Origin of the sequence: Sphingomonas sp. FUKUSWIS1 (assembly GCF_000733135.1) — a bacterium.
GTDB lineage: Bacteria > Pseudomonadota > Alphaproteobacteria > Sphingomonadales > Sphingomonadaceae > Sphingomonas > Sphingomonas aerolata.
Window position 1 is genome coordinate 2,750 of sequence record NZ_JPJC01000262.1, and the last position, 16,026, is coordinate 18,775.

Below are 16,026 nucleotides of genomic sequence, written 5' to 3' on the forward strand. Positions count from 1 at the left end.
CGCGAGAACCGCGACCGGATCGGCATCAACGGCGCGGTGCAGTGGAAGCCCGACGACCGGTTCGAGCTGAACGTCGACGGGCTTTGGAGCCGGCTGAACGTCGCCTATGACGAGCTTACCTATTCGGCAGCGGATGGCTCCAACCTGCCGCGCGGGATCGTGCCGGGCAGCGCGGTGATCGAGAACGGCGTGCTGACCGGTGCGACGACGACCGCCTCGACCACGCAGATCGGTCGCGAGACGTCGGTGCTCCAGTACAAGAACTGGCTGGTCGGCACCAATGCGCGCTGGCAGGCGGGCGGCTGGACGATCGCCGCGGACGGCAGCATCGGCCAGGCCTATTCGAATACGCCCGAACCAATCTACCGCACGCGGCTGCTTGGCACGGTGGGCGCGACGACGTTCGATTTCGGCAAGGCGGGCGATCGCCTGCCCGACGTCACGCTGCTGAACGCCGACCTGTCGAACCCGGCGCTGCTGCCCGGACGGCGGATCGAATATCGCGTCAACGACTCGAAGGACCGGGAGCGCGCTGCCAAGCTCGACGTGACCCGCGACCTGACCGGTGTGGTCAGCGCGCTGCGTGCGGGGGTGAAATACCAGAAAAGAACGCGCGCCTATGATCGCCGCGACATCAATTTCACCAGCGGCATCGCCGGCAAATATTTCGACGCGAGCTATTTCGTCCCGTTCCCGGTCGACGATTTCCTGAAGGGCGCGAACGGCACCCTGCCGACCAGCTGGGCAATGCCCGATCCGGTCAAGTTCCTCGCCGCCGCCACCGGCAAGGAGGCGCTGCTCGCTGCACCGCTCGCACGCGGCGATCTGCGCAACAGCTATGCGATCGGCGAGGAGATCCTCGCAGGCTACGCGATGGCCGATTTCGCGTTCCCGCTCGCCGGCATCGCGGTGCGCGGCGATATCGGCGTGCGCTATGCCCGGACGCGCCAGACCTCGTCGGGCTATGCCGATGACGGCAAGGTCGCGCTGCCCGTCAGCTACGACAAGACCTATGACAATTTCCTGCCCTCGCTCAACCTGGTCGCCGAGGTCTCGCCCGATCTGCAGATGCGGTTCGCCGCCTCGAAGGTGATCACCCGGCCGTCGCTCGCCGATCTGGCGCCGCGGCTGACGATCAATTCGAGCCCGACCGTCCTCACCGCGGTCGGCGGCAATCCCGAGCTGAAACCCTTCGAGGCGTGGCAATATGACGGCACGGTCGAATGGTATTTCGCGCCGGGCAGCGCGCTGGTCGGCGGCGTGTTCTACAAGGACATCACGACCTTCGTGTTCCAGCAGACGCGCGACTTCGTCCTCGACGGCCAGACCTATCGCCTGACCGCGCCGAAAAATGGCGGCGACGCCTATGTCGCCGGCGTCGAGATCGCGTATCAGCAGCTGTTCAAGATGCTCCCCGCCCCGTTCGACGGTCTCGGCGCGCAGGCCAATTACACGCACACGAAGACCGGCGGCACCTATGCACTGGCGACCGGCGGCGTTTTCCGCGATGCGCTGGTCGACGTCGCCAAGGACAGCTTCAACCTGACCGCCTTCTACGAGAAGGAGCGCGTCGGTGCGCGGGTGAGCTACAGCTGGCGCGGCAACGTGCTGCGCGACGTCGGTGGCGCGGGGCTTGCCGCGAACAACGACAGCGCGTTCGGCAGCCTCGATTTCGACATGTCGTACAAGGTGACGCCGAACGTGACCTTCGTCGTGCAGGGCATCAACATGGCCGGCGGCGTGCAATGGCAGTATGTCCGCGACAACCAGTTTGCGGGCTATACCGATTACGGTCGGACGTTCATGGCCGGCGTCAGGGCGAAGTTCTGATGCCGCTCGCCTCGCTCGCGGCTGGCCTCGCGCTGGTCGCCTCGTCCATCGCGCCGGCACAAACGCCGCCGCCGCGCGAGGACAAACTCGAACGCGTCGTCATCGTCATGCGCCACGGCGTCCGCAGCGCGATGTCGAGCCCGGAGGAGCTCGGGCGCTACAGCCGCCGCGCCTGGCCGCGCTTCGCGGTGCCGGCGGGGCATCTGACCGCCAACGGTGCCACCCTCGTGACGATGCTCGGCGGCTGGTACGCGGCGCACTACCGGCAGCTGGGCCTGCTCGGCGCGAGCGACTGCGCGGTCTATTACTGGGCGAACCACACGCAGCGCACCGAGGCGACCGCGACCGCACTCGCCGCCGGCCTGACGCCGGGGTGCGCTGCGCCGATCCACCAGTCGGCGGCGGCCCCCGATCCGCTGTTCGAGGCGCCGCAGACCCCGCTCGCGCCGCTCGACACCCCGCGGATGCTCGCGGCAATCTCCGCGCGGGTCGGCGGCGATCTGGCGGCCTGGGACGCGCGCCAGACCCCCGGCCGCGATCGGTTCGAGGCGCTGATGCTGCAATGCCGCCGCATCCCGTGCTCGACGACCGAGCGCAGCCGCGTCCAGCGCCGGCTTGGCGATACCCCGATCGCGATGCGGATCGACGCGACGGGCAAGCCCGACCTCACCTCGCCCAGCTTGCAGGTCGCCGGCATCGCCGAAAGCCTCGTCATGGCCTATGCGGACGGGCTGGCCTTCCCCGGCTGGCGCGAAATCGAAGCGGCGACGATCGGCAAGGCGCTCGCCGTCCATGGCGCCGGCATCGACCTGCGCACGCGCACCCCGGAAGTCGGCCGCCAGACCAGCAGCTATCTCGCGATGCGGCTGCTCGCGACGCTCCAGCGCGGTGCAGGCGCGACCGCGCTGGCCGACCCGATCGGCGACGCAGAGAAGATCGTTGTCGTCAGCGGCCATGACGGCACGGTGACGATGCTCGCCGGGCTGCTCGGTCTCGACTGGACGCTGCCCGATTACGGCGCCGGCGAAGCCGCCCCCGGCGGCGGACTGGTGTTCGAACTGTGGCGTCGTGGCGCGACCGGCAAGAGCGTCGTGCGGGTCCGCTATGTCGCGCAGGGGCTCGACCAGATGCGCTACCGCATCCCGCTGTCGGCGCAGACTCCGCCGGGGATCGTCGCGATCCCGGTCCCCGGCTGCGGCGACCCCTGCCCGCTCCCCCGCTTCACGCGCTACGTCCTCGATCAGGTGTCGCCCCCACCGAAGGAGTAACGCGGGGGCGCGGTTAATTGCCCTCGGCGTCGACGACGAACACCACGGGCTTGCCGCGCGACATCGGCTCCCAGCCTGCGCCCAATGCCGCCCGGATACCGCGCGAGATGGTCGGATCGTCGATCTGGAGCCGCCCGCGCGGCAACCCCTTCAGCAGGCGCTTGGGGGCGGGAAATTCGAGCATCGCCTCGCGCTGGCAGTCCTTTTCAAGCAGCGAAAGGACCATCCCCTTCCATCCGTCGTCGTCCGACCATTGCGGCTCGCTCTCGAGGCGCCAGTCATAGGTGGTGCCATCGACGTCGATTGTACCGGAAGTGCTGAGATTTTTCGACATGCCGCCGCCTTAGCAGGTCTGTCACGGCATGCCATCCGTCCGATCGCACGCCATAGCGGGGCCTGAATTACCAGCCTGCGACGGAGCCGCTATGTTCTTGGCGTGGGTGATCGTAGAAGCCGCCAAAAGCGCACCGGGGGAGCCATGACGACGAAATCGCGCTATCAGGCGCCCGCGCTCAAAAAGGGGCTCGAGATCCTCGAGCTGCTGGCCGCCGCCACCGCGCCGCTCAACATGTCGGATATCTCGACCGCGCTCGGCCGGTCGGTCAGCGAGATCTTCCGCATGCTGCAGGTGCTCGAGGAACATCGCTATATCGCGCGGGGCGATGACGGCTACCGGCTGACCAACCGGCTGTTCGCGCTCGGCATGAGCCAGCCGCCGGTCCGCAACCTCGTCGGGATTGCCCTCCCGGTGATGAGCGAGGTCGCGCGGCGGACCGGGCAAAGCTGTCACATGGCGGTGGCATCAGGTGCCGAGATGGTGGTGATCGTCGGCGTCGAGGCCCCCAGCCTGTCGGGCTTTGCCATCCGGGTTGGCTATCGCCGGCCGCTGCATCGCTCGGCGTCGGGACGCGTCCTCCTGGCGTTCCAGTCGGCGGATGTGCGCCAGGCCATGCTCGACGACGTGCGTGTGGCCGGTGCGGATTTCGACACGGCCGCGCTGGCGGCGGAGCTGGACGCGATCGCGGCGAAGGGTCTGCACACCACCCCCAGTCCCGTCCTGAACGCGATCACCGACATGTCGGTGCCCATTCTGGTGATGGGGTCCGCGCGGGCGGCGTTGACCGTGCCGTTCGTCGATGGCCCGGGCGCACGCGTGACGCTGGACGCGTCGCAGGCTGTGTTGCGCCACGCCGCCGCGACGATCGCCGAGCAACTGTCCCCCGAAGTCCGCGACGGGCTGTATCAGCGGGTCGTCGACCATGGCGCACCGGACGCGGCATCCGACGGCTGATCGCTGCAAGCGCGCCGCCTACCCCTTTCGAACTGGAACACGATACCATGTGGCACTGCCTCTTCCTCGACCTTCACGACGATGCCGCGCTGATCGCGGCGTATCGCGATCGCCACCGTGCGGTGCCGCCTGCCGTGCTCGCCTCGATCCGGGCGGCGGGGATCGAGGCGATGGACATCTATCAGCGCGATGACCGGCTGGTGATGATGATGCGGACCGGTCCCGGCTTCGACCCCGAGGCGAAGGCCGCGGCCGACGCGTCCGATCCCGCCGTGGTCGCGTGGGAAGCCGCGATGTCACGCCTCCAGCGTCCGTTGCCGAGCGCGCAGCCGGGCGAGAAATGGCTGCCCGCCGAACGGATCTTCGCGCTCGACGAGCAGGGCTGACCGGTCAGGTCAGCGTGCGGTCGAGATGCGTGTAGCCGCCATCGGGGATGATCCACTGCCCGGTCGTGTGCGACGACCGCGCCGACAGCAGGAACACCACGGTATCGGCAATCTCGCGATCGGTCGTCAGCCGCCGGCCAAGCGGGATGTTGCCCGCGATCTCGTCGAGCTTGGCCTGCGGATCGTCGAACGTGTCGATCCACGCGCGGTAGAGCGGCGTCATCACCTCGGCGGGAAGCACCGCGTTGACGCGGACGCCGTCGCCGACCAGCGCCGCCGCCCATTCGCGCGTCAGGCCGAGCTGGGCGGCCTTGGCGGCGACATAGCCGCTGGTCTGGCCCTGCCCGGTCAGCGCGGTCTTCGACGAGATGTTGACGATCGCGCCGCGGCTGGCCTTCAGGTGCGGCAGGCAATGATGCGCCATGCCGTAATAATGGCCGACATTAGCGACCAGCGACGCGAGGAAGGCCGCCGTTCCCGCCTCAAGCCCGATCCCGTCATTGGCGCCCGCATTGTTGACCAGGCCGTGGATGCCGTGCCCCGCCGCGACGATCTGTGCGACTGCCGAGGCGCAGGCGGCGTCGTCGGTCATCTCGGTACGGATGAACATCGTTGCGGGCTGAAGCGTACGGATATTCGCCTCGAACGCAGGGTCGAGCGCGCTGCGCCCGAGGATCGCGGGGATCGCGCCCTCCTCCGCGAGCAGCGTCGAGATCGCGCCGCCGATCCCGGCGCCACCGCCGGTGACGATCACCAGCTTACCGTCGAGTTCCAGCTTCATGATAGTCCATCCTCGATAGTAGATAAGCGATAGACGCGCGCCGCCGTGCCGCCAAAGATCGCATCGCGGTGCCCCGGGCAGGCGCGCGCGACGAAGGTTTTGATCAACTCGACCACCGCCGCATGCTCGGCGGCAAGCAGGCACACCGGCCAGTCGGATCCGAAGATCAGCCGGTCCGGTCCGAAGCAGGCGAGCAGATGGTCGAGATACCGCGCGATGTCGGTCGGCGACCAGGCGGCATGATCGGCCTCGGTCACCAGCCCCGACAGTTTGCAGGTGACGTCTGGAAAGGCGGCGATGGCTGCGATCGTCCGGGCCCATGCGCCCCATTCGCCACCCGCGATGTCGGGCTTGCCGCCATGATCGAGCACCAGCGACCCCGGCCCGGCCGCGGCGAGCAGGTCGGGAACGCTTGCCAGTTGTGCGGGCCCGCGGACGAGTATGTCATAGGCGAGACCGCGCGACAGGATCGTCCGCACGCCCCGCAGGACATCCTGGCGGAGCAGATAGCGCGGATCAGGTTCGTCCTGCGCGATGTGCCGTATGCCCACAAGCGACCGCGATGCGTGACGGTCGAGCCGGGCTGCGACGTCGGGCGCGGTCAGGTCGACCCAGCCGACGACGCCCATGATCCAGAAGTTCGCATCGGCAAGGCCCAGCAGCCAGTCGGTCTCCGCCGCACTGTGGCAGGCCTGCACCGCGATGCAGCCGTCGAACGCGGTGGCCTCCAGCGCGGGCCGAACATCGACCGGGAGCCGGTCGCGCGCGAGCACGCTGCCGGGCTGGATCCAGCCATACTCCGCCGCGCGATAACGCCAGAAATGCTGGTGCGCATCGATCCTCTTCACCATCGGGCTTTTGCATCCCTTCTCTTGTTGCTCACCTGTGACATGATTTTTTATATATGCAAACCTCTCTCAAGGCCTATGATGGCGGCAATCGCACCAGAGGCGACGAAGAGAGGATGTCATGGCACACGCTGCGAAGGGCTCGAGCCACATGGCCGACATAGCTGACACCGCGACGAGCGCAGGGCGTTTCATCCGGCCGGGATTCCGGACGGGCTTCATCCTCGTCACCAGCCTGTTCTTCCTTTGGGCGCTTGCCAACAACTTCAACGACATCCTGATTCGCCAGTTCCAGAAGGCCCTCGACCTCAACCGCGCGCAGGCCGGCCTGATCCAGTTCGTCTTCTATGTCGGCTATTTCGTGATGGCGCTGCCCGCGGGTCTGGTCATGCGCCGCTTCGGATACCGCGCCGGCATATTGACCGGACTGGCGCTGTACGCGATCGGCGCTTTGCTGTTCTGGCCCGCCGCCGAAGTCCGCGAATATGCGGCCTTTCTCGGCGCTTTGTTCGTGCTGGCGTCGGGTGCTGCCTTCCTAGAAACTGCCGCCAATCCCTATATCGTCGCGTTCGGCGATCCGGCGCGCGCCTCACAGCGGCTGAACCTCGCCCAGGCGTTCAACGGTTTCGGCGCGGTGCTCGCGCCGACGATCGGCGGTCTGTTCATCTTCTCAGGCGTCGAGCATGACGCGGCAACGCTGACGACGATGCCGCAGGCGCAGCTGGTTGCCTATCGCGTCGCCGAGGCGCGCATGGTGCAATTGCCGTATCTGCTGCTGGCGATCATCGTCGTGCTGGTCGGCGCCGCCATCGCACTGGTCCGCCTCCCCGCGCTCGACACCAAGACCGACGACAGCGCGCATGACGGGCTGTTCACGGTCCTGCGCGCGCCGGGGCTGTGGCGCGCGGTGGTCGCGCAATTCTTCTATGTCGGCGCACAGGTCGGCATCTGGAGCTTCTTCGTCGATTTCGTGAAGGACAGCCTGCCCGCCACGCCCGAGCGCTCGGCCGCCTATCTCCTGTCGCTCAGCCTCGTGCTGTTCATGGCGGGGCGGTTCATCGGCGCCGCGCTGATGCACAGGCTGCCGGCGACCCGGTTGCTGTTCGGCTGTGCGGTCGCCAACATCGCGCTGTGCGCGGTGGCGATGCTGTCGGGCGGCTGGATCGCGGTCGGTGCGCTGGGGCTGACTAGCTTCTTCATGTCGATCATGTTCCCGACGATCTTCGCGCTCGGCGTCCGCGATCTCGGACCGCGCGCGACGATCGGCTCGTCGCTGATCATCATGGCGATCATCGGTGGCGCGCTCGTGCCCCCGGTGATGGGCCTGATCGCGGGCGCAGCGGGTGGCCTTCACGTCGCGATGGCGTTGCCGCTGATCTGTTTCGCGGTCGTCGCGCTGTTCGCGCGCGGCGCGACCGACGCCCCCCTTTCCCCTACCATGAGGACGATCCATTGAGACTGAACGGTAAACGCGCGCTGGTGACCGCTGCGGCGCAGGGCATCGGCCGATCGATCGCGGAGGCGTTCGTCGAACAGGGCGCGACGGTCTACGCCGCCGACCTGAACGGCGAGCTGCTCGCGACCGTCCCGGGCGTCACGCCCATCATGCTCGACGTCACCGATGCGGAAGCGGTCGCGGCGCTCCCGGCCCAGATCGGCGACATCGACATCCTCGTCAACGGTGCAGGCTATGTCCATGCGGGCGATATCCTGGCCTGCGACGAGGACGCCTTTGCGTTTTCGATGTCCCTGAACGTCACGTCGATGTACCGGCTGTGCCGCGCCTTCTTGCCGGGCATGCTCGCGCAGGGCAGCGGATCGATCGTCAACCTCGCCTCGATCGCATCGAGCGTGAAGGGCATTCCCAACCGCTTCGCCTATGGCACGACCAAGGCCGCGGTGATCGGTCTGACCAAGGCGATCGCGGCCGACTATGTCCTGCGCGGCGTCCGCTGCAACGCGATCTGCCCGGGGACGATCGATTCCCCGTCGCTGCGCCAGCGCGTCGCCGAGCAGGCGAGCGCGGCCGGTATTCCGCTCGAAGAGGCGACCGCCGCCTTCGTCGCGCGCCAGCCCGTCGGCCGCCTTGGCCGCCCCGAGGAGATCGCAGCCCTCGCGCTGTACCTTGCGTCCGACGAGAGTGCATTCACCACCGGCACGACCCATGTCATCGACGGCGGCTGGGTCAACTAACCACCTCCTTCCCCACGACCTAGAACCAGAGGACGTTTGCTCCATGAAACTGTTACGCTACGGCCCGATCGGCCATGAAAAGCCCGGCATGCTCGATGCCGATGGTGCGATCCGCGATCTGTCGGGGGTCGTGGGCGACATTGCCGGCGATGCGCTGACGCCCGAGGGGATCGCGACGCTGGCGGCGATCGACCCGGCGACGTTGCCGCTGGTCGACGGCACGCCGCGCTACGGCGCCTGCGTCGGCGCGGTCGGCAAGTTCATCTGCATCGGCCTCAATTACAGCGATCACGCCGCCGAAAGCGGGATGGACGTGCCCAAGGAGCCGGTCATCTTCAACAAATGGACGAGCGCGATCTGCGGCCCCGACGACGCGGTCGAAATGCCCCGCGGCTCGACCAAGCTCGACTGGGAAGTCGAACTCGGCGTCGTGATCGGCAAGCCCGGGCGCTATATCGACGAAGCCGATGCGATGGCGCATGTCGCGGGCTATTGCGTCATCAACGACGTCAGCGAGCGCGAATACCAGCTCGAGCGGGGCGGCACCTGGGACAAGGGCAAGGGCTGCGACACGTTCGGCCCGATCGGCCCGTGGCTTGTCACGGCCGACGAGGTGCCCGATCCGCAGGCGTTGCGGCTGTGGCTAGAGGTCGATGGTCACCAGTATCAGGATGGCACGACCGCGACGATGGTGTTCGGGGTGGCCGAGATCGTGTCCTATCTCAGCCGCTTCATGAGCCTCCAGTCGGGCGACGTGATCTCGACCGGCACGCCCCCCGGCGTCGGCCTCGGCCAGAAGCCGCCCAAATATCTGGCGGTGGGCAATGTCATGCGCCTCGGCATCGAAGGCCTTGGCGAGCAGACCCAGCGCGTCGTGGAATCGCGCGCATGACGACGATCACCGGGCTGCGCATTCGCGACGTCCGCTTCCCGACGAGCCTTTCGCTCGACGGCTCGGACGCGATGAATCCCGACCCCGATTATTCCGCCGCCTATGTCGTGCTGGAGACGGACACGGCCGGGCTCGAAGGGCACGGCCTGACCTTCACGATCGGGCGCGGCAACGAGATTTGCGTCGCCGCGATCGGCGCACTGCGCGAGCGGGTGATCGGGCTCGACCTCGACTGGATCGCGGCGGATGCCGGGCGGTTCTGGCGCCACGTCACCAATGACAGCCAGCTGCGCTGGATCGGCCCCGACAAGGGCGCGATCCATCTGGCGACAGGCGCCGTCGTCAACGCGGTGTGGGATCTGTGGGCGAAGAGCGTCGGCAAGCCGGTCTGGCAGCTGGTCGCGGACATGACGCCTGAGGAACTCGTCCGCACGATCGACTTCCGATACATCACCGACTGCATCACGCCCGACGAGGCGCTCGCGCTTCTCACCAAGCGCGCCGAGGGCAAGGCGGAGCGCGTCGCGACGCTCAAGGCCGAGGGCTTTCCCTGCTACACGACGTCGGCGGGCTGGCTCGGCTATTCGGACGAGAAGCTCTACCGGCTGGCGCGCGAGGCGGTCGATGCCGGGTTCGATCATATCAAGCTGAAGGTCGGGCGCGATCTCGACGACGATATCCGCCGGCTGCGGATCGCGCGCGAGGCGATCGGTCCCGATGCCAAGCTGATGATCGATGCCAACCAGATCTGGGAGGTCGACCAAGCGATCGAATGGGTCAACGCGCTCGCCTTCGCGAACCCGTGGTTCATCGAGGAGCCGACCAGCCCCGACGACGTGCTGGGCCATGCCAAGATCCGCCGCGGGATCCGATCGGTCAAGGTCGCGACCGGCGAGATGTGCCAGAACCGCATTTTGTTCAAACAGTTCATGGACGCAGGCGCGATCGACGTCGTGCAGATCGACGCGTGCCGTCTCGGCGGCGTCAACGAAGTGCTCGCAGTCCTGCTGATGGCGGCCAAGCACGACCTGCCGGTCTGTCCGCATGCCGGCGGCGTGGGACTGTGCGAATATGTCCAGCACCTGTCGATGATCGACTATCTGTGCTTTTCGGGCACGCGCGAGGGTCGGGTGATCGAATATGTCGATCATCTGCACGAGCATTTCGTCGATCCCTGCGTCATCCGCGATGCCGCCTATATGCCGCCGACGCGGCCGGGCTATTCGATCGAGATGAAGCCCGCATCGCTCGAACGTTATGCGGTATCGGCGGAAGTGCGATACTGATCGCGTCATGATCATCGCCTCGACGCACGACTTCCGCGAAGCCGCCCGACGGCGGCTGCCGCGCTTCCTGTTCGATTATGCGGATGGCGGCGCCTATGCGGAGCAGACTCTGCGGCGCAATGTCGACGACCTCGCCGACATTGCGCTGCGCCAGCGCGTGCTGCGCGACGTCGCCGACATCGATCTGACGACGTCGCTGTTCGGGCGGACGATGGCGCTGCCCGTTGCGCTCGGCCCGGTCGGGATCAGCGGCATGTATCATCGGCGCGGCGAAACCCAGGCAGCCCGTGCCGCGACCACCGCTGGCGTGCCCTTCTGCCTGTCGACCGTTTCGATCTGCCCCTTGTCGGAGGTGAAGCAGGCGAGCGGTACGGGTGCGCTGTGGTTCCAGCTCTACGTCATCCGCGACCGGGCGTTCATGCGCGACCTGATCGCCACTGCGAAACAGATAGGTGCGGAAGCGCTCGTCTTCACCGTCGATATGCCGGTCCCGGGCGCGCGGTACCGCGACGCGCATTCCGGCATGTCCGGCGCGGGCGCCCCCTTGAAGCGCGTCCTGCAGGCGATGGGCCGGCCCGGCTGGGCGTGGGACGTCGGGCTGCGCGGGCGGCCGCACAAGCTCGGCAACCTCGAACCCGTGCTCGGCAGCAACAGCGGGCTCAATGACTATATGGGCTGGCTCGGCGCGAACTTCGATCCGTCGATCGGCTGGGCCGATCTCGAATGGATCCGCTCGGCCTGGGATGGGCCGCTGATCATCAAGGGGATCCTCGACGTCGAGGATGCGCGCGAGGCGGTGAAGATCGGCGCGGACGGCATTATCGTTTCCAACCATGGCGGCCGCCAGCTCGACGGCGTGCTGTCGACTGCACGCGCACTGCCGGCGATCGCGGACGCGGTCCGCGGCCAGGTCACGGTGCTGGCGGACTCCGGCGTACGGTCGGGGCTAGACGTCGTGCGGATGCTTGCACTCGGCGCGGAGGGCGTGCTGCTCGGCCGCGCCTGGGTCTATGCGCTGGCCGCGCGGGGCGAGGCCGGGGTCGACCTGCTGCTGACGCTGATCGAGCGCGAGATGCGCGTCGCGATGGCGCTGACGGGCGTCCGCCGGATCGCCGATATCGATCGGACTATCCTGGCCTAGGATTGCGGACGACCGCGCTACCCAAGCCCCGCGTTACACGGACCGCGCCGCCTGCCAGGCTGCGACGAGTGCGCGGGCGCGCGTGCCGACGGTGGCGGCGCTGTCGCCGGGCTTGTAGAGCGCGCCACCGACGCCGATCCCCTCGGCACCCGCCGCCAGCCAATCGGCGAGATTGTCCGCCCCCGTGCCGCCGACTGCCCAGACACGGACGGTCTTCGGCAGGATCTCGCGCACCGCCTTCAGATAAGCGGGTCCGAACGCGACCGCGGGAAACAGCTTCAGGCGTCGTGCACCCGCGGCGATCGCCTGGAACGCCTCGCTCGGCGTGACGAACCCGGGCATGGGCTCGAGCCCGAGTTCGACGCCGCGGGCGATGACGGCGGGGTTGGTGTTGGGCGTCACCATGATCGTGCCGCCGGTCGCGGCCAGCGCCTCGACCGCGGCGATGTCGAGCACCGTCCCCCCGCCGATCGCGGCCCGGTCGCCGAACGCCTGCTGCAACATGCGGATGCTCGTCGCCGGGTCCGGCGAATTGAACGGCACCTCGATCAGGCGGATGCCGGCGTCGACCAGCGCCTCGCCGATCGCCAGCACCTCGTCGGGTGCGACGCCGCGCAGGATGGCGACGATGGGCGCGGTGCCCGATGCTAGCAGATCATCGACGGTCATGGTGTCTCCAGCAAGGCAAGGCCGGCAAGCGCACAGGCTTCGCCGGTATGAACGGTAGCGCCAAGGCCGCGTGCCGCGAGCGCGCGGCCATAGCGGTCGGCGAGCGCCGGATCACCGATCAGCGTGATGGTGCCGGTGGCCGCGGGCAGGATCTCGGCGATCTCGGCACCAATGACCAGCCCGGACAGGAACCCCAGCGCCCAGCGGCCGCTGGCGCCCGTGCGCAGTTGCGCTGCCCGCGTCTCGAACAGCGCGCCGAGCAAATGCCCGCCCTCGGCGATACGGTCGAGCCCAGCGTCGAAACCGATGGCGTCATCCTCGGCCGCGCCATCATCCGCCGCCGCACGCGTCAACGTCGAATGCCGCCGCAGCAGCGCGAACAGCTCGCCCGTCACGAAGGTCTGGAACCCGGCCACCCGGCCGTCCTCGACACTCGCCCATTTGCTGTGCGTACCGGGCAGCGCGATCAGATGACGTCCGGATGCAAGCTCGGGCATAAGCGCCATCGCACCGAAGATCTGCGTCTCCTCGCCGCGCATCACATCGGGTGCGCCAGAGCCGCGCGTGCAGGCAAGCCCCGCGCCGATCGTGACGGGGATCCGGTCGACCATCGCGCGCGCCGATCCTGCCGCCCAGATTGCCGGATCGGCAGGACAGTCGACATAGGGAATCTCGATCCAGCCGTTGCGCGACCCCACCATGCCGCAGAGATGGATCGCGCGCGGCTCCGATGTCGCGCGCCAGCGTGCGAGCGCGCCGCGCAGCACCTGTTCGGGTGTCTGGTCGCCAAGGTCCCCGATACCGGGCCCGGCGGCGCGATCGACAACCGCACCGTCCTCGATCCGGTAGAGCCGCAGGTTGCTCGTGCCCCAGTCGCCAGCGACGGTATAGCTCATCGACCGCGCCTGACATGGCTGACGGCGAATAGCGAACCCGCTGCGATCACCCGATCGGGCGAGATCAAACGCTTTTCCAGAACCGGGCTCCCGTTCGCGGCCGCCGCTGACCCGCGCGACGCCTATTACTAATCCTATAATTATGTGCGACGAAGAAGCAATTGTTTCACCGGTTCCGCGTTGGACCGGCCTGGCCTACGGTCAATTCGGCCTGACGTACCTGATCTGCAACGAGAATGACCGACAGGGGAGGAAGACATGGGCAAGCTATTGCTGGCCGCGCTCGCGGCGACGACGACTGTGCTAAGCGTCGGCACCGCCGATGCCCGCCCGCGCTGGACCGAGGCGCAGGCCAAGGCCTGGTACGCGAGACAGCCTTGGCTGGTGGGCGCGAACTACACCCCCGCCTCCGCGATCAACCAGCTCGAAATGTGGCAGGCGGCGACCTGGGATCCCAAGCGGATCGAATACGAACTCGGCCTCGCCCAAGCGATCGGGATGAACACGATGCGCGTGTTCCTCCACGACCAGCTCTGGGTCCAGGATCCCGAAGGCTTCAAGCGCCGCATCGACGCGTTCCTGACGATCGCGCACGCGCACGGCATCCGCCCGCTGTTCGTGCTGTTCGACAGCTGCTGGGATCCCGATCCGAAGCTCGGGCCCCAGCATCCGCCGATTCCCGGCGTCCACAATTCGGGCTGGGTGCAGGGTCCGGGCCTGCCGGGATTGCGCGACCGGAGCCGCTACCCCGCGTACAAGGCCTATGTGCAGGGGATCGTCGGGGCATTCGCCAAAGACGACCGCATCCTCGGCTGGGACGTCTGGAACGAACCCGACAATGGCGCCGACCAGTATAGGGGCCAGGAGGGCAAGGAACCGCTCGTCCGCGCGCTTCTCGCGCAGGCGTTCGACTGGGCACGTGACACCGACCCGTCACAGCCGCTGACGTCGGGCGTGTGGCAGCATGACGACTGGACCCCGACCGGTGGCAAGCTGTCGCCGATGGAGACGCTGCAGCTCGGCCAGTCCGACGTCATCAGCTTCCACGATTACAGCTGGCCCGAGACGTTCGAGGCGCGCGTGCGCCAGTTGCTGCCGTATGACCGGCCGATCCTGTGCACCGAATATATGGCGCGCGGCAACGGATCGACGTTCGACGGCTCGCTGCCGATCGCCAAGCGCTACAATGTCGCGATGATGAACTGGGGGTTCGTCGATGGAAAGACGCAGACGCGGCTGCCCTGGGACAGCTGGAAGAAGCCCTATGTGATGGAGGAGCCGACGATCTGGTTCCACGAGGTCTTCCGCGCCGACGGCACGCCGTATCGCAAGGCGGAGACCGCCCTGATCCGCCGGCTGAGCGCGGCACCAAAGACCGTGATTTCCGGCGAACCCGGCGCACATTGGCGCTGACGCCGATCGGGTCTCAGGGGAGCGACGACGCCGCGCGACCCCAGTCGTTCGGCGTATGACCCAGATCGAGCTCGAGCGTCCCGCCCTGCAGGATTGCCGCCTGCGAGACGAACGGCGTATCGAGCGGTCGCCCGTTGAGCCGCGCCGCGCGGATGTAGCGCGTCCCCGCCCCCTGCCCGCGCGCGACGATCGTGAAAGTCCGCCCGCCCTCGAGCGTGATCCGGCTCCGCGGCTGGTGCGGCGCGTGGAGGTAATAGAGGTCGCTGCCGAGTTTCGGGAACAGCCCGAGGCGGTTGAACACGTAATGCGAACTCATCGCGCCGCTGTCTTCGTCGCCGGGATAGGCGTCCGCGGTAAACCGCCGGAAGACGATATCGGCATATTTGCTCGTCAGATCGGGGCGCCCGACCTCGCTGAACAGCCAGGGCGTCGAGAAGGACGGCTCGTTGGTGAAGTCGATCAGCCCCGCGTCGAACGCATGCTGCAACCGCCGCGTGAACGCCGCGCGCCCACCCATGATCGCGACCATGCCCGGAACGTCGTGGACCGCGGCATAGGAGTAGATCCAGCCCGTCCCCTCGTAGAAGCCGAAATTGTCGTGCGTCTTGCCGTCCCAGCCGCGCTTGGGGTCGTTCGGCTGGAAACGTCCGTCGGCGAAGCGTGGCCCCACGAACCCGGTATAGCCGTCGCTCGCCGCGCGCGGATCCCAGACGTTGCGCCAGTTCCGCGCGCGCGTCTCGAGCAGCGCGGCCTCGGCGGGGTGTGCCGTGCCTGCCGCCACCTTCGCTGCGTAATAGTCATTGAGCGCCATGCCCATCGTCGCCGACCCCGAGCGTGACCGCTGCGGCGTCCCCTCGGGGCTGCGATCGTCGACCGCGAAATAGCCGTCGACCAGATAGCGCGGCCGGCGCCGCTCGAACGCGTTGAACAGGACGACGTTCGCCGCCTTCTGCCAGTCGACGCCGGGGACGCCGCGCAGGAATCCCTCGCCGATCACATTGTCGACCTCGTCGCCCGCCTGGCCGACATGGAAATTGCGCCCGGCGATGAACGCGGTATCCGCCGCGCCATAGCGTTCCCACGTCCGCACGAACGATCCGATCACGCCGGCATAGGCCTTGGGCCGGATCAG

The 16,026-nt window shown here is 67.8% G+C and carries 16 protein-coding genes; 10 read left to right on the forward strand and 6 right to left on the reverse strand.

Going from position 1 to position 16,026, the window contains the following annotated elements; all coding sequences use genetic code 11:
- Positions 1-1,830: TonB-dependent receptor (locus sphsw_RS17120; protein ID WP_042467677.1), on the forward strand; the 1,830-nt coding region annotated here is incomplete at its 5' end.
- Positions 1,830-3,098 (forward strand): histidine-type phosphatase, encoded by a 1,269-nt coding sequence (locus sphsw_RS17125; protein ID WP_031441676.1) that lies wholly within the window; start codon positions 1,830-1,832, stop codon positions 3,096-3,098. The genes sphsw_RS17120 and sphsw_RS17125, both read left to right, overlap by 1 nt.
- Positions 3,099-3,111: 13 nt before the next feature.
- Here sphsw_RS17125 and sphsw_RS17130 read toward each other — a convergent pair whose 3' ends face one another.
- Positions 3,112-3,432, reverse strand: a complete 321-nt coding sequence (locus sphsw_RS17130; protein WP_031441677.1) for a hypothetical protein — start codon at positions 3,430-3,432, stop codon at positions 3,112-3,114.
- 144 nt (positions 3,433-3,576) lie between these two features.
- Between sphsw_RS17130 and sphsw_RS17135 the strand changes: the two genes are divergently transcribed.
- Entirely contained in the window at positions 3,577-4,389 is an 813-nt protein-coding gene (locus sphsw_RS17135; RefSeq protein ID WP_042467679.1) for an IclR family transcriptional regulator, read from the forward strand.
- A gap of 47 nt (positions 4,390-4,436) precedes the next feature.
- Entirely contained in the window at positions 4,437-4,775 is a 339-nt protein-coding gene (locus sphsw_RS17140) for an L-rhamnose mutarotase (protein WP_031441679.1), read from the forward strand.
- 4 nt (positions 4,776-4,779) lie between these two features.
- On the opposite strand, the gene sphsw_RS17145 is transcribed toward sphsw_RS17140, so the two are convergent.
- Positions 4,780-5,556, reverse strand: a complete 777-nt coding sequence (locus sphsw_RS17145; RefSeq protein ID WP_031441680.1) for an SDR family oxidoreductase — start codon at positions 5,554-5,556, stop codon at positions 4,780-4,782.
- Positions 5,553-6,407 (reverse strand): amidohydrolase family protein, encoded by an 855-nt coding sequence (locus sphsw_RS17150; RefSeq protein ID WP_031441681.1) that lies wholly within the window; start codon positions 6,405-6,407, stop codon positions 5,553-5,555. Before sphsw_RS17150 ends, sphsw_RS17145 begins: the two co-directional genes overlap by 4 nt.
- A 118-nt stretch (positions 6,408-6,525) precedes the next feature.
- On the opposite strand from sphsw_RS17150, the gene fucP reads away from it, so the two are divergent.
- Genes fucP through lldD form a run of 5 tightly spaced genes read left to right on the forward strand, consistent with a single transcriptional unit; the run spans position 6,526 to position 11,916 of the window.
- On the forward strand, positions 6,526-7,860 hold the full coding sequence (fucP, locus tag sphsw_RS17155) for an L-fucose:H+ symporter permease (protein WP_235188449.1): 1,335 nt from the start codon (positions 6,526-6,528) through the stop codon (positions 7,858-7,860).
- The gene (locus sphsw_RS17160; RefSeq protein WP_031441683.1) at positions 7,857-8,597 is read left to right on the forward strand and encodes an SDR family oxidoreductase; all 741 of its coding nucleotides are present in this window, start codon (positions 7,857-7,859) and stop codon (positions 8,595-8,597) included. Before fucP ends, sphsw_RS17160 begins: the two co-directional genes overlap by 4 nt.
- Positions 8,598-8,640: 43 nt before the next feature.
- Entirely contained in the window at positions 8,641-9,489 is an 849-nt protein-coding gene (locus tag sphsw_RS17165) for a fumarylacetoacetate hydrolase family protein (RefSeq protein ID WP_031441684.1), read from the forward strand.
- A complete protein-coding gene (locus sphsw_RS17170; protein ID WP_031441685.1) occupies positions 9,486-10,775 on the forward strand; it encodes an L-fuconate dehydratase in 1,290 nt (429 codons plus the stop codon). The genes sphsw_RS17165 and sphsw_RS17170 overlap by 4 nt, the downstream gene beginning before the upstream one ends.
- 7 nt (positions 10,776-10,782) lie before the next feature.
- On the forward strand, positions 10,783-11,916 hold the full coding sequence (gene lldD / locus sphsw_RS17175) for an FMN-dependent L-lactate dehydrogenase LldD (protein ID WP_031396381.1): 1,134 nt from the start codon (positions 10,783-10,785) through the stop codon (positions 11,914-11,916).
- A 33-nt stretch (positions 11,917-11,949) separates the two neighbouring features.
- On the opposite strand, the gene sphsw_RS17180 is transcribed toward lldD, so the two are convergent.
- Entirely contained in the window at positions 11,950-12,585 is a 636-nt protein-coding gene (locus sphsw_RS17180; protein WP_031441686.1) for a 2-dehydro-3-deoxy-6-phosphogalactonate aldolase, read from the reverse strand.
- Positions 12,582-13,481: a 2-dehydro-3-deoxygalactonokinase gene (locus sphsw_RS17185; protein ID WP_031441687.1), complete on the reverse strand. Its 900-nt coding sequence runs from the start codon at positions 13,479-13,481 to the stop codon at positions 12,582-12,584. The genes sphsw_RS17180 and sphsw_RS17185 overlap by 4 nt, the downstream gene beginning before the upstream one ends.
- A gap of 258 nt (positions 13,482-13,739) precedes the next feature.
- On the opposite strand from sphsw_RS17185, the gene sphsw_RS17190 reads away from it, so the two are divergent.
- The gene (locus sphsw_RS17190) at positions 13,740-14,894 is read left to right on the forward strand and encodes a cellulase family glycosylhydrolase (protein WP_031441688.1); all 1,155 of its coding nucleotides are present in this window, start codon (positions 13,740-13,742) and stop codon (positions 14,892-14,894) included.
- A gap of 13 nt (positions 14,895-14,907) precedes the next feature.
- Here sphsw_RS17190 and sphsw_RS17195 read toward each other — a convergent pair.
- On the reverse strand, positions 14,908-16,026 hold a 1,119-nt coding region (locus sphsw_RS17195), incomplete at its 5' end, for a glycoside hydrolase domain-containing protein (protein WP_042467681.1).

Bases quoted from the DNA above. Each gene is read 5' to 3' on its own strand.
- sphsw_RS17125 (WP_031441676.1), top strand. From the start codon at position 1,830: ATGCCGCTCGCCTCGCTCGCGGCTGGCCTCGCGCTGGTCGCCTCGTCC.
- sphsw_RS17130 (WP_031441677.1), bottom strand. From the start codon at position 3,432: ATGTCGAAAAATCTCAGCACTTCCGGTACAATCGACGTCGATGGCACC.
- sphsw_RS17135 (WP_042467679.1), top strand. From the start codon at position 3,577: ATGACGACGAAATCGCGCTATCAGGCGCCCGCGCTCAAAAAGGGGCTC.
- sphsw_RS17140 (WP_031441679.1), top strand. From the start codon at position 4,437: ATGTGGCACTGCCTCTTCCTCGACCTTCACGACGATGCCGCGCTGATC.
- sphsw_RS17145 (WP_031441680.1), bottom strand. From the start codon at position 5,556: ATGAAGCTGGAACTCGACGGTAAGCTGGTGATCGTCACCGGCGGTGGC.
- sphsw_RS17150 (WP_031441681.1), bottom strand. From the start codon at position 6,407: ATGGTGAAGAGGATCGATGCGCACCAGCATTTCTGGCGTTATCGCGCG.
- fucP (WP_235188449.1), top strand. From the start codon at position 6,526: ATGGCACACGCTGCGAAGGGCTCGAGCCACATGGCCGACATAGCTGAC.
- sphsw_RS17165 (WP_031441684.1), top strand. From the start codon at position 8,641: ATGAAACTGTTACGCTACGGCCCGATCGGCCATGAAAAGCCCGGCATG.
- sphsw_RS17170 (WP_031441685.1), top strand. From the start codon at position 9,486: ATGACGACGATCACCGGGCTGCGCATTCGCGACGTCCGCTTCCCGACG.
- lldD (WP_031396381.1), top strand. From the start codon at position 10,783: ATGATCATCGCCTCGACGCACGACTTCCGCGAAGCCGCCCGACGGCGG.
- sphsw_RS17180 (WP_031441686.1), bottom strand. From the start codon at position 12,585: ATGACCGTCGATGATCTGCTAGCATCGGGCACCGCGCCCATCGTCGCC.
- sphsw_RS17185 (WP_031441687.1), bottom strand. From the start codon at position 13,481: ATGAGCTATACCGTCGCTGGCGACTGGGGCACGAGCAACCTGCGGCTC.
- sphsw_RS17190 (WP_031441688.1), top strand. From the start codon at position 13,740: ATGGGCAAGCTATTGCTGGCCGCGCTCGCGGCGACGACGACTGTGCTA.